The organism is Pseudomonas fluorescens (genome assembly GCF_902497785.1).
Classification (GTDB): Bacteria; Pseudomonadota; Gammaproteobacteria; order Pseudomonadales; family Pseudomonadaceae; genus Aquipseudomonas; species Aquipseudomonas fluorescens_BO.
This window is the reverse complement of sequence record NZ_CABVHK010000010.1, coordinates 176,846-190,877: the sequence shown is the minus strand read 5'-3', so window position 1 is coordinate 190,877 and position 14,032 is coordinate 176,846. Positions and strand designations below refer to the sequence as shown.

13 protein-coding genes and 1 pseudogene are annotated in these 14,032 nt (G+C 56.9%); 10 read left to right on the top strand and 4 right to left on the bottom strand.

Translation table 11 applies throughout. The annotated features are described in order from the left end of the window. Positions 1–374, top strand: a 374-nt coding sequence (locus F8N62_RS31520; protein ID WP_412071978.1) for an MBL fold metallo-hydrolase, incomplete at its 5' end; no start/stop codon positions are given. A 472-nt stretch (positions 375–846) separates the two neighbouring features. Here the strand turns inward: F8N62_RS31520 and F8N62_RS31915 are convergent. Next, positions 847–1,276, bottom strand: a pseudogene (locus tag F8N62_RS31915) (site-specific integrase); the annotation flags it as partial. 183 nt (positions 1,277–1,459) lie between these two features. Between F8N62_RS31915 and F8N62_RS16805 the strand changes: the two are divergent. The 7 genes from F8N62_RS16805 to F8N62_RS16775 all read left to right on the top strand — a co-directional run bounded on the left by F8N62_RS16805 (position 1,460) and on the right by F8N62_RS16775 (position 5,593). Next, a complete protein-coding gene (locus F8N62_RS16805) occupies positions 1,460–2,986 on the top strand; it encodes a 5'-methylthioadenosine/S-adenosylhomocysteine nucleosidase (RefSeq protein ID WP_150711717.1) in 1,527 nt (508 codons plus the stop codon). Positions 2,987–3,023: 37 nt separating this feature from the next. Next, entirely contained in the window at positions 3,024–3,206 is a 183-nt protein-coding gene (locus F8N62_RS16800) for a hypothetical protein (protein ID WP_150711716.1), read from the top strand. A gap of 269 nt (positions 3,207–3,475) precedes the next feature. Beyond that, positions 3,476–3,664, top strand: coding sequence for a hypothetical protein (locus tag F8N62_RS16795; protein ID WP_150711715.1), 189 nt, complete (start codon positions 3,476–3,478; stop codon positions 3,662–3,664). A gap of 299 nt (positions 3,665–3,963) precedes the next feature. Beyond that, complete coding sequence (locus F8N62_RS16790; protein WP_017337435.1) at positions 3,964–4,335, top strand: hypothetical protein; 372 nt, start codon at positions 3,964–3,966, stop codon at positions 4,333–4,335. A gap of 188 nt (positions 4,336–4,523) precedes the next feature. Beyond that, the gene (locus tag F8N62_RS16785) at positions 4,524–4,952 is read left to right on the top strand and encodes a glycine zipper domain-containing protein (protein WP_150711714.1); all 429 of its coding nucleotides are present in this window, start codon (positions 4,524–4,526) and stop codon (positions 4,950–4,952) included. Positions 4,953–5,079: 127 nt separating this feature from the next. Next, on the top strand, positions 5,080–5,268 hold the full coding sequence (locus F8N62_RS16780; protein ID WP_150711713.1) for a hypothetical protein: 189 nt from the start codon (positions 5,080–5,082) through the stop codon (positions 5,266–5,268). 106 nt (positions 5,269–5,374) lie between these two features. Continuing rightward, positions 5,375–5,593, top strand: a complete 219-nt coding sequence (locus tag F8N62_RS16775; protein ID WP_150711712.1) for a hypothetical protein — start codon at positions 5,375–5,377, stop codon at positions 5,591–5,593. 128 nt (positions 5,594–5,721) lie between these two features. Here the strand turns inward: F8N62_RS16775 and F8N62_RS16770 are convergent, their stop codons facing one another. Further along, positions 5,722–6,120 (bottom strand): hypothetical protein, encoded by a 399-nt coding sequence (locus tag F8N62_RS16770; protein ID WP_150711711.1) that lies wholly within the window; start codon positions 6,118–6,120, stop codon positions 5,722–5,724. A gap of 3 nt (positions 6,121–6,123) precedes the next feature. Beyond that, positions 6,124–10,986 carry an RHS repeat-associated core domain-containing protein gene (locus F8N62_RS16765; protein ID WP_150711710.1) on the bottom strand — a complete coding sequence of 1,621 codons (4,863 nt, stop codon included), beginning with the start codon at positions 10,984–10,986 and terminating at the stop codon, positions 6,124–6,126. A gap of 262 nt (positions 10,987–11,248) precedes the next feature. Here F8N62_RS16765 and F8N62_RS16760 point away from each other — a divergent pair, with 262 nt between their 5' ends. Then, on the top strand, positions 11,249–11,944 hold the full coding sequence (locus F8N62_RS16760) for an HAD-IA family hydrolase (RefSeq protein ID WP_150711709.1): 696 nt from the start codon (positions 11,249–11,251) through the stop codon (positions 11,942–11,944). A 120-nt stretch (positions 11,945–12,064) separates the two neighbouring features. Here the strand turns inward: F8N62_RS16760 and F8N62_RS16755 are convergent, their stop codons facing one another. After that, positions 12,065–12,811, bottom strand: coding sequence for a 3-oxoacyl-ACP reductase family protein (locus tag F8N62_RS16755; protein ID WP_150711708.1), 747 nt, complete (start codon positions 12,809–12,811; stop codon positions 12,065–12,067). 125 nt (positions 12,812–12,936) lie between these two features. Between F8N62_RS16755 and F8N62_RS16750 the strand changes: the two genes are divergently transcribed. Continuing rightward, positions 12,937–13,860 carry a LysR family transcriptional regulator gene (locus tag F8N62_RS16750; RefSeq protein ID WP_150711707.1) on the top strand — a complete coding sequence of 308 codons (924 nt, stop codon included), beginning with the start codon at positions 12,937–12,939 and terminating at the stop codon, positions 13,858–13,860. The last annotated feature ends 172 nt before the right edge of the window (positions 13,861–14,032 follow it).

Genomic DNA, 14,032 nt, shown 5'->3' with positions numbered 1-14,032 from the left:
AACGTGCTGAAGCGATGGGCCCCGTCATGGGCGTCGTGTTTTCTGCTCCCAAAGCCAAAACGGTTTATGTCGCCGGCGACACCGTATGGCGCCCGGAAGTGGATCAAGCATTGAAGCAGCACAAGCCAGACGTGGTGATCCTGAACACGGGCAGCGCTCTCATGAGCGGTTTTGAGGAGCATCCCATCATCATGGGCAAGCAAGACACACTGCAGGCCACTAAGGCAGCGCCCAATGCGGCCATCGTTGCCGTACACATGGATGTCGTGAACCACATGTCGCTCAGCCGTAAGGAATTACGCGCTTTTGTGCAAGAAAACAAAATTCAGGATCGGGTGATGATTCCTGAGGATGGTGAGTCCATGAAGTTCTGATGAAACAAGGCTGCCTAGAAATTTAGGCAGCCTCTCAGACTCTACAAATGACTTCATCGACCAAACACCTCAAGACTGCTTGCATTGCCTTTTACGGCATGACCACTTCCCTCCGTTCATTGCTCTGTCTCGGGGGTCTGCATAAATTTTAAAAGTGACGAGAAACCGACGGCCCAAAAGTCTGCTTTTGGCGATGCTGGAGGTCAGGTCAGAAGGTCCGGTTGTGCCGTTTACTACCGGTGCTGACCGGCAGCTTTGGGTCGAGTGCGGCCTTTGACATCAGGTAGATAGAACGCCACTTATGTCCAACAGGCCCCCACACCTGCGCCAGGTGTGGGGGCCTTTTTGATTGTTTGAGGAGACCACCACCCCCTACATCGGTCTACCACCCCCCCAAGCATTCTGTTTTTACGCCCCTGGGCCAGTTTGACGGCAGTGGGGCGCTTTGCCGAAGCCGTGGGCATCACCGAGTTCAATGTGGAGCTGTGACCGGTGAAAGCTTCAAGGCCAGTTGCAACATCCCCACTACGTCTGTCTCATCCTCATTGATCCACGTCCCATAGTGCTGGCGGATCATGTTGCCGTTGGTATGTCCCATCTGCTCGGCTATCCAGTCGATCGATACCACACCGGTGGTCAGCAACTGACTGGCGTAGGTGTGCCGGCATTGACCCGGTCCACGGTAACGCACGCCCGCGGCCAGCAAGTGCGCTTTGAAAAAACGTCGCGCACCACGAAGTCGCTAACATGCGGAAGCCCGCTTTTCGTGTTCAGGAAGACGAAGTGCAACTTCTGCTGACGCACCGTCTTGTTGTCCCGTTCGACGATCTCAACGGTTTCGCTTTCTTTGTGCGGTTCAACGCATCGATCTTCTGCAGGGCATCCCAGGCCGGTGCAATGAGAGAGTGGATTTGCCGCACAATGCGCGGGGTTCTCCAGTACCGACGTTTGCCCAAACACGTGTTATTTTTCTGCATGACAAACCCCTGCAGTTGCGATGGGGATTAGAGCAATTACGTCGATTAGCAAGGCAGTTGCTTGCGTCTACCAGCCTGTGGCCGGCGCTAAAACCAAATGGAGATGATATGGGACTGATCGATGTGCGACTTCGTAGAGCTGAACTCGACAATAATTACTGTCTTTTGTTGACCGCCAACAGCGTAGAAAAACAAGCGGTGAAAGCTGCGATGTCAGACTCATCAAAGGCTCATGTTGGCCAGGCTACCTCAGGGGCATATCTTGGATTCATCGGGAATTCCTTGGTTTTACACCTGTCAGGAGATTCGGGCACCTCACAAGATCGCTCAATCGGTCGAATCGCTAATGCCTTTCTGCGGAATGCCGAAATGCCCAAGCCTCGTTTGGTACTTCTTACCGGTTTTTGCTGGAGAAATCCTGCGAACACGCCGCCGGGAGTCCTGTTGATTAGCAATGAAGTCTGGTGCGCCAATGTGTCGCACGCCAAAGACGGCGAGCTTCAACCCCAAAGTCGTTGGCAGTGCAGCTCGGTAAGTATTGATGCCATTCAGGGCAAACGTTTGAAGTCCGACCTCACCAAAGCTGTGAATGTCGCAATTGGTCCTGTAGCGAGCGCTGAGATTCTATACCAAGATAGTCACCTTCGTGATCAGCTAGTGCAGATGCATCCAGCGCTCCGCGGTGGAGAGATGGAGGGTTTTGCATTCCTGTGTAATGACTTCCCTTGGCTTGTCGCCAAAGCGGCATCCGACGCTGGAGGGGATGCTTTTAATAGAGATCGCCAATTAGAAGCAGCCGAAATTGCTGCAAGCAACATTGCACCTTTGTTGCAATCCCTGGAGCGGGATGAATCAGTCTCACTGGAAGATTTCTCGCAAACAGGCGCTTTGAGGCACCTTCTCGAAGGTGAAACAATTGAGTTCAATGCCCAGGGACATAGTATTAACAAGTTGAACGACATACTCGACGGTGATTGGGGGGCGCAACTGGAGCACAAATTAAAACGTTACGCATCTCCGGACGGATATGGTGATGACTTCTTGCGTCACTGCGTTGATGGGCTACTGGAGCTCACTCAAAATGCAATTCGTCATGGTCGTGCGAACAAAGTAATTATCAGCTTTTCATCTTCCAGCATCACCTTGCGGGATGACGGAGACATCTTTGAGCCGAGGTCACTGTTGCAGGGTGGGAGGGGTGGAGCGCGAGCATTGAAACGATTCTTGGCCTATGAAGAGTCGGGGTTGGTCGAATTCAGAGCGTCAAGCGACAAAAACGGGAATATTTATGAGATCGCGCTACCGCTTGCACACGCGGAGTTGGATACGGCTCGTCAAAATTGCGGTGTGAGGATTCAGGACGGTGTAATTGGTGTTTCGTATGGACGGCCCGCCATCGTAGATTTCGCGCCTACCTGTACGACCTTGTATTTGGACGCGACGCGATTACGCATGAGTTCGCGAAAATTTGTTCTCGCGGACGAGATCAAGCGTCTAGTTGGAGCAGGCAAGAGGATCTACGTTGGATGTGGAAATGCAGACGATGTGAGCTTCTACAAGGAAGAATTTTGCGCGTTTGACGAATCTCAGGTAGTGGTATTTCTTGACTCCAAATTACCTCCTCGTTTGTGGTGAATAAACGGACAGAGGTAAAAAGTGCGGGGAATTCACGATGAAGCAGGCTGAGCTGGAGAAAGTCCACGTAGAAATCGTCAAGCTGATGGCTGAGCAGCGCAAGCTGAATGCCGAGGCTGGAAAGATGACCCATGAGACCTTTTGGTATCCGGTCGCTGTAGCGACCGGGTTGATTGGCACGGTGGCGACCGTCACGACGGTGCTGGTCAAGCTGCTCTGAGATCTGCTGTCGCGAGCCACGAACGATTGCCACGCCCCCTCGAACGGACCACGTTGCCGGCGCTTGAGGCGCTGGCTCAGCATTTGTCGACATTGCCTTAAATTCCTGTCCGGGTTTCGCAGGAAGCGGCGTCGGCCATTCGTCGGTCGGTTGTAAATCTGAATAACAAGTCCGGTAATGACCGGCTAGTCTCGAAAGCTTGGTGGTCGATATGTTTCAGGCAAATAGGGCTTGCCGGTGTCGATCCCGCATTTGAGAGGGGCGAAAAGATGGCTGATCCGTATATCGAAGACGACGGTGCTGAATTTCCGATCAACAATTGCGTGCGGTGTGGCCAGTCGGAATATGTGGTGGCTTACGGTGACGACGAGGTCAAACTCGACAAAATGAAATCCATTGCGCCCCGAGGGCCCAAGGCGAAATTTTTGCCAAAGGTAGCGGCACGGGTCAGGAAGTAGTCAGTCACTCACAGACCCCGTCATCGAGCGGGGTTTTTTATGCCCGGATGTTTTTTTTCGTGCGTGTTTTTTTTCACAAACTTTTCACACCGCCTTACGTAGTCTCAGCTCATCCGTTAGAAAGCAACACCTGGCCCGTCTCCCCAGCGGGCTTTTTTTTGCCTGTCATAAAACCTTTTCCGTAAACGCTGTCCAAACGTCGCCACTGGCGAGGTCGGGGCCGTGTGCCTGGACTTTCTCGCCGCTAAAGCATTCAATCCCGACCCTTCTGATTTCCCCCTTTTTTTGAGGTTCTTGTCATGCGTTTAACTCTGCCTGCTCTGGTTTTGGGGCTTCTGGTTGCTCAAGGTGCAATGGCTGCAGGCGACGGCACTGCCGCGCTGGGTGGCGGTCTGGGTGGCGCGCTGGGCAATGTGGTCGGCCAAAGCATGGGCGGCAGCACGGGCGCGGCGATTGGTGCCGGTGTCGCGGGCGCAGCCGGCAGTGCTGTGGCGGCCCGCAAAGGCAGCCGCACAAAAGCCGCGATCGGCGGCGGTGTCGGTGCCGCGGGCGGTTCGGTGATCGGCAATAGCCTGGGCGGCAAGACTGGCTCAACCATTGGCGCAGGCTTGGGCGGTGCACTCGGCGGCGGCGTGGGCAGCAATTTGGCCAAAGGTCACAAGCGTCACTGATGCTGATCGATCAGCGCAAAAGCCCGGCTAATGCCGGGCTTTTTGTATCTACCTGTTTCTGGTCTGCAGATATTGAAACTTAAGTGGTCCAAACGTCATCGCTGACCGGATTCAGTGGGGGCAGGTGCTAGACTCCGCTCATCCGCAGCGCGTTCTTTCCTTCCGATGCGGAATTAGAGGTTCATATCATGCGTTTGACATTGTCCACGTTGGTTCTGGGACTTTTGGTCGCTCAAGGTGCGATGGCTGCCGGTGATGGCACCGCTGCAGTTGGCGGTGGTATCGGTGGTGCGTTGGGTAATGTGGTCGGCCAGCAAATGGGCGGCAGCACAGGGGCAGCGATTGGCGCAGGTGTCGGCGGTGCGGCGGGCAGCGCAGTTGGCGCGCCCAAAGGCAGTCGTACCGCCGCAGCCGTTGGCGGTGGTTTGGGCTCGGCCGGTGGCTCGGTGATTGGTAACAGCCTCGGCGGTTCGACCGGTTCCACGATTGGCGCAGGCTTGGGCGGTGCTGCTGGCGGCGCGGTGGGTAACAACCTGGGCACCGACAGCGGCGGCTCTCATTCCGGTAGCGGTCACAAACACAAGCATAAGAACAAGCACAAGAACAAACATCGCTAACCCGATATCGAATGACATAAAACCCGGCCCCGTGCCGGGTTTTTCGTGTCCGGGAGCAGGCTTCCGGAACGTTTAAACGCAGGGTGCCTCGAACTACATACACCCCGATAAAGTTGAGAGGTTTGCCATGACTCCTGAAACCGAAGGCACGGAGGAAAAAGGCCCGAGCGGGCTGCCGTTTATCAATGATCCGGGAAATGAAGATCCGGGATCACTCATGGATGACGCGACGGTGCCGCTTAATGATGCCGATGATGCGGGCGATGTGGGGCAGACAGAGTATGAAGACGAGGATGTGGATGAGGACGAGCAATAGTTGGGTTTCTGACCACTGCTACCGATCGTCTCCTTGATCGAACTGCCTGCGTGAGGGTGTCATCGAAATTTCAGGACCTGTTCAGGTCCATTGAGAGGTGCGTGTTATGGATGCTGACCTGAAAGACTCCGACTTTGATGACACCCCTGAATACCCGCTGCCATCGCCTACCGATTCGCTGAGTCGTGACCAGCGTCCGCCGGATGATGAGGAGGGTGTGGAGCAGGTGCCTGGCGCTGATGACGAGATCACTGACACTGACGTTGAGGCACTCCCCGATGAACCGGACATTGTGGAAAAGGACGGACCTCGTGAACCAAGTTGATTTGGACTGATATATGCCGTCGTAGTTAAAGTGGCAAACAAGAAGCGATACCTGCGGGTCCGCTTGCAACTCGCTTTACACTGAAGGAGTGCAATTTAATTAATTTTCTAAGAAGGAGTGCAATTTAGTTAATCTTCTAAAATGTCCGACTCTATCCACCGCATAAAAAAGGCTTTTTGCTCTTCAGGATCATTTGTTAGATTACTATCCTCGTAGTCAAATATATTAACTACATCACTCCGTAATGCATGTTTTCCAAGTGACAGTTCATAAGCTTTTACGCCTAGTGTCATCTGTGAAGACATGCTAGAAGGATGCACATTAATTTTTGCACCTTTACACAGAAAGGCTATGTCAAAATGCTCTTGTCTAATACGGCCTAAACATTCGTAAAAGTCGCTCCCTGAATACAATTTTTGATATCCGTCCTCCATGATAAAAGTAATAGACAGATTTTTTGAGTTGCAAAGTAATTTCGCCTTTTGTCGCTTTCCATCTCTGATAATTACGATCTCTACTCGATCCACTTTCTATCTCCTGTTTGGATTTAAGGCTGTGTGACTTGTAGGGCGACCATTCGCATCAACGGGTGTGGCCCCCAGGATGTCTTCCTTTTTTACCCCGCCTTGAATTGCTACCTCTCGCTCGCTACCATACTTATATTTTTTTCCCAGTTCCTTCGCTAGATCTCGACCCGGGATAAGTCTAATGGTGTACAAAAAACCGCGTCGCATGGCGAATTTCGTTGCAAAGTCGATTCCTACTTCTCTATCAGGGGTGGTGCTAACAAAGTTGCTTGGAGGTTTGGCACTGTCAAGCGAGTGAAGGAGTAAATCATCGCTGGTGCCTTTCGGTTTAAATCCTTCTTCAAAGATCTCATCCGGGTGACGGGCGTCACCACGGTACAAATATTTTTCCTCTGGATATGAAGGCAGCTGTACGTCCCCCTCGTCAACGGACACCGTCCCCGCCGGATCCTCAACCCCCTCAACCCCCTTGCACTTCCCCGCCCCCGGACACTCACTCAGCCCCAACGGATCGACCCACCCCGTCGGACTCAACGTATACCGATACTGATTCAACCCGCCCGCCAGCCCACTCGGATCCGGCGTCAGATACCGTCCGACATCCGGCTGGTAGTACCGATGCCGGTTGTAGTGCAGGCCGCTTTCGGCGTCGAAGTATTGCCCTTGAAAACGCAGCGGCTGGTCGAGGATCTGGTGGGTATCGCGGTTGAGGCGGGTGAGGCGGCCGTAGGCGTTGTACTGGGCGGCCCAGATGATGTCGCCGCTGTAATCGGTCAGTTCTTGCGGGGTGCCGAGGTGGTCGAGTTGGTAGTAGAACGGGCAGGCGTTGCGCGGGCCTTTGCCGTCGAGCATGGCCAATGGGCGGAAGCTGCCGGGTTCGTAAACGTAGCTGCGGTAATGCTCGCGGCTGCTTTCGGCGACGAGGTTGTCGCCCTGCCAAAAGAATTCGGTGACTTTGCCATCGACGGTCTTGGCGATGCGGCGGCCGAAAGCATCGTAGCGGTAGGTCGCGCGGCTGCCATTTGGCAGGGTGACGCCGATCAGCCGATGTTGGCAGTCGTACCGGTATTCGGTGACAAGTTTTTGCGCCGTGCCGCGGCGCTCCCGGATGAGGTTGCCGAAAGCGTCGTAATCGTAATGGCGGTCGCCTTGCATCGACAGGCGATTGCCATTAACGGCAATCGGGCCGGGGCGATCCTGCATGAGCACGTTGCCCGCCGGATCGTGGGCGAAACTTTCCGGTTGATGGTCTCGGGAGTGGCGGACGCGGATCAGGCGATCCAGCGGGTCGTAGTGATAGTTGCGCTGGCCGTGGCGGGTGTCGGCGATGCTGTCGAGATTGCCGTTGGCGCTGTAGGCATAGTCGCGGCGATACAAAGAATGTTGCTGTTGGCTTACAGCGTGGGCCTTGAGTCGCCCTTGATCGTCGTACTGATACTCGCTGAATAGCAGGCCCTGTTGGCGGTTCTGCTCGCGACCGGCGAAAAAGGTGTGCGAGGTCAGCCGGGTGCCGTTCAGGTCGATCGCCGTCAGGGCGCCGCCCCTGGCATGGTGATAGACGAGCTTGCTTGCGTCCGGCAGGCGCATCCGGTTGAGTCGGCCGCAGGCATCGTAGCCATAACGCAACGTGCCCCAACCCTGATGTTCGGTTACCAGCCGGTCGTGTGAGTCGTAGGCAAATTCGAGCGGGTGATCGTGACCGTCGTCGACGCTGACCAGCCGGCCCAGGCTGTCATAGCGGTATTCGACATTGACACCGTCCGGCAGTGTCTTGACCAGCAACCGTCCGGTTGAATCTCGTTGATACGCGCTGACTCGTTGTGAGCCGTCGTCACCAAACTCGGTTTTCTCTCGCAGATGGCCATTGAGGTCATAGGCATACGCGGTGCGTCGGCCGTCGAATCCGGTTTCCTGTCGGATCAATCCATTGGGCGTGTAGGCCAGCTGATATTTTTCGCCGGATTCGTTCTCAATCTCGGTCAGCAACAGACGCGCGTTGTCGTAGCGGTAACGCAGTTGTGTTCCATCGGGATTGATCCGCCGGCTGATCAGGTGCAGATCGTCGGCGTATTCAAAACGCGTGACTTGGCCCAGCTCATCGCGTTCGGCGGTGACCTTGCCGTAGGCGTTGTAGCTGAGGGCGCGACGGGCGCCTGTGGGAAATGTCGTCTGGATCAGTCGTCCAACGGCATCCCATTGGTAACGGGTGACGGCGCCGTGTGCGTCCTGACGGGCCGTCTGTCGCCCAAACACGTCGTATGAAAAACGACGCTGACCGCCCTCTGGCAGCGTCTCTTCGGTCAACTGCCCCAAAGCATTGCGGACAAACAGATGTCGGCTGTTGTCGGGAAAACGGATGGACAGCAACTGACCGTTTTTCTGGTAGTGATAGTGAGTGACCTGACCTTGCGGATCAGTCGCCTCGGTGACGTCACCCTGAGCATTGCGCTGATATTTCCAGACCGCGGTGCCACGATGCCGCGCATGCAGGAAGCCGTTTCGATACTCGTAGGACGTTGGCTCACCTTCTGAAGGAATCAGCGCCGTCAGCCGTCCAACTTCGTCGTAGCGGTATTCGGTCACGGCCCCGAGCGGATCCTGCTCGGTGATCAGCCGACCCTTATCGTCGTAGGCCTTGCGCGACTCGCCCCCTTCCGGATCGACCCTGAGCACCAGTCGCGCACGGTTGTCGTGCTGGTAAATTTCTTCGCTGCCATCGACGCTCTTAACCTGGACACTACCGTTGTCGTCCCAGACATATCGCGTATCCATCTGCGTAAACGACGCCCAATGTCGGACGCATCGCGCAGCCTTGCCGGACCTTTCCCACTCCCAGAAAAAGCTCGCGCCACCCGCCAGTTGACGCTGCAAAATGACGTGCTTTTCGTCGTAGTCGTAACGTTCGCTTTCGCCGAGGGCATTGGTCGCTTCGATCAGGCGATGACAGGCGTCGTAGCGGTAGGTGATCAGTGTCTGTTCTGTGCGCCACGCGTCTTCCAGCGTGTCGGCTGGATGGAAGCTCTGATACTCGACGGCGGCGAGATGGCGGCGGTCATAGCGCAATCGCAGCGAACGGCCCGCGCCATTGTCGAGGCGCATGATTCTGTCGGCCGTGTCGCGCTGCACCGTCAGACGATTGCCATAAATGTCGCTGATTTGGGTCAGTCGGCCTGTACGAAAGTGGTAAAAGCGCGCTACTTCGCCGGCCGGTGCAAGGATCAGTTCTTCTGGTTCATCCCCCAGATAAATCGCCGCCCGCGACAGACTGTTGTGAATGACGGGTCGCTCTCTGTCTGGCAGGGGGAAAGTGGTTCGGCGGTTTTCGTGATCGATCCAACTGACGTTTTCGCCATCTATTTCCAGGCGATGCGCGAGCGAGTGGCTCCAGCCAAACCCAAGCCCGCCGTCGATCTCCACGGCACTGGTGCGGTACACGCGGGTGAAGTCGAACGGCAACACCCCATCAAGGGAGCCATCGATCAAAGTCAGCAGTTCTTCGCCGGTGACCATCGACACCGGACAGCCGTTGGTGGCGGTGTTGTCTGCCGACTCGACGCTGTCGCCATTGGGATTTTTCGCCGGGGCGGAGGCATCGTCGCGATGCTCCACGCGGCTGAGGCGGGTCATGGGGGCGGACTTGTCGCGGGCGAGGGCGACGGGATTGCTCACCTCCACAACCGCTGACTCACCGGCGCTGATGCGCAAGGGAACGGTCGGTGCAGGATTGATCGGGACATTCCGCGCGCTCACCACCAGTGGTTTGAGCGTGTTCGCGTGATTGCCCAGATCAGAGCCAGCGGCGAGCCCGGCCAGTCGCACGCTCGCCGTCGCCAGCCATTGGCGGGCCCGGACCGACTTGACCTTGCCCAGCACTTTGGCGCTGATGCCGACGGTTAGGCCTGCAGGACCCGAGACGCACGCCAGCAGGAAACCGATCAGTATCTCTGTGCGAATTTCCGCCACCACCTCAGCGATGTACTGCGGTGGCAACATCCGCAGCCAAGTGGTGAAGGCGGCAAGGTGGATAAACATCAACGGTTCATCGCTCAACACCAGCAGCATGTTGGCGATGGCGTCGGTCGAAGCGTTCAGCAACGTCGCGAGCTCAACGTCCGTCAGGTACTCAAGCAGTTTTTCGCTGTTGGCTTGCAGGTCCGCCATCAGCGCGTAAAGCTGTTTCACGTCATCCCACAAACCGTGCAGCGACTGTTCGAAACCTGTCCAGTCAGCCCGTTGCAACAGGCCATAGCGCTCAGTGAACCCAGCCTCGGAAAAATCCGCCCATAGCGGCTGAAATTCGCCCGTCCACTCGCCGCGTAACCACTGTTCAAGCGCGTCGATCACGCTCTGATAAGAGGCGTAAAGCGCCTTGACGTGAGCGGTGGAAACAGTGGGGAAGAAGGTGATGCGGTAACTCTGTCCGCGCCCGCATTCGGGGATTTCGAGGATGCCGCTGGGGCCAATGAATTTATGAATCGGCTCGCCGAAGGTCGACACACCGTTGTCCTCGGCCAGCAAGGGTTCGAGCATCACCGGCGTATCGCCAATCGGCACGAAGCGTGCGGCTTCGAACATGTGCACAAGGGTCAAGGACCCGCTGGCAGGGCATGTGGCGAGGGTCGAGCTGACGGAGGCGGTGGAATTCTTCGGTGCGCTCAACCGGACTTCGTTTCCGACCTTAAACACCTGCTCGACACCCAGCGCCGAACCGGTCCAGAAATTTTCCGCCCAGCTGTCGTAGTCGTTGAGGCAGAGACGAAAATCGCCAATCAACCCGTCGACGTTCGGGTGCCTGGGGTTCATGGCAGCAACCACCAGCCGACCGATGGCGTTGTTCAAGGCCAGAACCTCGACAGGTTTGAACATTCGCAGTCCCTCGCGCGGATCGATTTGAATCGCGAGACTTTGCGGGGGATCAACAAGGAAAGAAGTCGGGAAAGGAGGTGTTTGGTGTAGGGCGAATCGCTAAATCATGAAAAACAGCTTCGGCACCGGTTTGATCGCCGTCCGGAGATTGCCCGTTGCTCTATGTCAGGCGGTCTCGTTATGCTGCTGAAACCTTTAATCAAATCCGCGACTCGTTTCCACTTGAGTCCGCCGGGATGTCATTAAAAACGGATCAGACCCGATGAATGCACCGCTGAAAGAGTTCGGCCCGATCAAAGCCGTGATTTTCGACATGGACGGCTTGCTGCTGGACACCGAGGGCATTTACACCGAAGTGACGTCCATGATTGTCGGGCGTTATGGCCGGACCTTCGACTGGAGCGTCAAACAGAACATCATCGGTCGCGGCGCGGGTGATCTGGCGCGTTATGTGGTCGAGGCGCTGGAACTGCCGATCACTGCCGAAGAATTCCTGAGGATTCGCGAGCCGCTGATGCGCGAGCGTTTTCCCACGGCGCTGGCGATGCCTGGCGCCGAGGAACTGGTTCGGCATTTGAAGGCCAACCATATTCCGATTGCGGTGGGCACCAGTTCTTCGCGGCAGTCGTTCGGCCAGAAAACCACCTTGCACCGCGACTGGTTTGCGCTGTTCGATTTTGTCGTGACGGCCGATGACCCTGAGGTCGGCGCGGCGAAACCGGCGCCGGACATTTTTCTCACTGCGGCGCGGCGTCTGGGCGTTGCGCCTGAAGATTGTCTGGTATTCGAAGATTCACCGTTTGGTGTGACGGCGGCGAAAGCGGCGGGGATGAGGGCGATTGCGATTCCCGACGCGGCGATGGCTGACGAAAAATACGCACACGCCGATGGCATTCTTCGTACGCTGAAAGCGTTCACGCCGAGTGCCTGCGGTTTGCCAGCGCTCGAATGGGCGTAACGTTTATTAATGTGGGAGCGAGCCTGCTCGCGAAAGCGGCAGTCCATTCAACATGAATGTGACCGATAGATTGCTTTCGCGAGCAGGCTCGCTCCCACATTTAGTTTGGTGTTAACGGGATCAGGCGCCGAAACCGCCGTCGATGGTCAGGCTCGCCCCAGTGATGTAACCCGCTTCCGGGCCCACCAGGTACGCAACAAAACTGGCGATTTCTTCTGCTTTGCCGTACCGACCCACTGCCATCAGCGGGATCAGGCTTTCGGCGAAGTCGCCGCTGGCCGGGTTCATGTCGGTGTCCACCGGGCCCGGTTGCACGTTGTTGATGGTGATGCCGCGAGGGCCGAGGTCGCGGGCCAGGCCTTTGGTCAGACCGACCAGCGCCGCTTTGCTCATGGCATACGGGCCGCCACCGGCGAAGGGCATGCGGTCGGCATTGGTGCTGCCGATGTTGATGATGCGACCGCCTTCGGTCATGTGCTGGGCGGCAGCCTGGGTGGCGATGAAGACGCTGCGCACGTTGATGGCCAGTGTCTGGTCGAAGTCTTCCAGTTTGAAATCTTCCAGCGGGGCAACGGCCAGTACGCCGGCGTTGTTGACCAGGATGTCCAGGCGGCCGAAGGCTTTGACGGTGGCGCTGACGGCGTTGCGAATGGCGTCGGCGTCGGCGCTATCCGCCTTGATCGCCAGCGCTTTGCCGCCATTGGCCGTCAGGCTGTTTTGCAGTTCTTCGGCTTTGGCCGTGGAGCTGACGTAGGTGAAGGCAACGGTTGCGCCTTCAGCGGCCAGGCGTTTGACGATGGCGGCGCCGATGCCGCGGGACCCGCCTTGAATCAAAGCCACTTTACCGCTGAGGTTCTGAGTAGTCATGTTGATCTCCAAAGTCCCGAGGCGAGATGTCTCGGTTGATGGAGCCTAGTATCGATTGCGCATTACACGCTGAGTAGCCGGTAATTGCGATAGTCTGTGTAAACCAAAAGTTTATAGTGGCGCTTATGGAAACCTTCAGCAGTATCGAATGCTTCGTGCGCAGCGCCGAGGTCGGCAGCTTTGCCGAAGCAGCGCGCCGCCTCAGCCTGACCCCGGCGGCGGTGGGCAAAAGCGTGGCAAAACTGGAGGCCAGGCTCGGTGTGCGCCTGTTCCAGCGCAGTACTCGAAGTCTGACGCTGACCGAGGCGGGCCAGCTGTTTCTCGGCGAAGTCAGTTCCAGCCTGCACACGATCCAGAATGCCGTGGCCAATCTGGCGAGCGCCGAGGGCCGGCCAGCGGGAACGTTGAAGGTCAGCATGGGCACGGTGTTCGGAAGGTTGTACGTGGTGCCGCTGCTCGGAGAGTTTTTGCGGCGGTTTCCGGCGATCAATCCGGACTGGCATTTTGACAACCGTCAGGTTGACCTGATCGCGCAGGGTTTTGATGCGGCGATTGGTGGTGGCTTCGAACTGCCTCAGGGCGTAGTGGCGCGCAAACTGACGCCTGCACATCGGGTGCTGGTGGCTTCTGCGCACTACCTGGCGGAGCGTGAGGCGATTGCCGGGCCGGATGACCTCAAGCATCACGACGGCATTCTGATTCGCTCGCCGCAAACGGGGCGCGTCCGTTCCTGGCAATTGACCAGCCGCACTCAGCAGCACAGTCCACTGACGCTCAGGACGCGAATGACCATGAGTGATTCAGAAGCGGCGTGCGCCACTGCGGTTCAGGGATTGGGGATTGCGCTGGTGAGCATGCCGTTCGCGGTGGGGTATCTGGAGGCGGGGACGTTGCAGCGGGTGTTGCCGGACTGGTACGTCGATGATGGCAACATTTCCATTTACTACGCCGAGCACAAGTTGTTGCCGGGAAAGACGCGGGCGTTTGTGGATTTTGTGATTGAGCAGTTTGCGGAGCGGGGGTTGGGGCAGCGGTTTAGTGCGGTTTGAGGCTGTCTTCGAACCGAGTCGCGGGCTTCGCGAGCAGGCTCGCTCCCACAGGGTTGATGTCGCGCCACGATGATGTGTTCGACGCGAATCCTGTGGGAGCACCTGTCTTGACCCTGCCATTCGGTACCGTCACGCAGCATGGCATTCAGTCTGATCAGTAGTATTCGCGAGC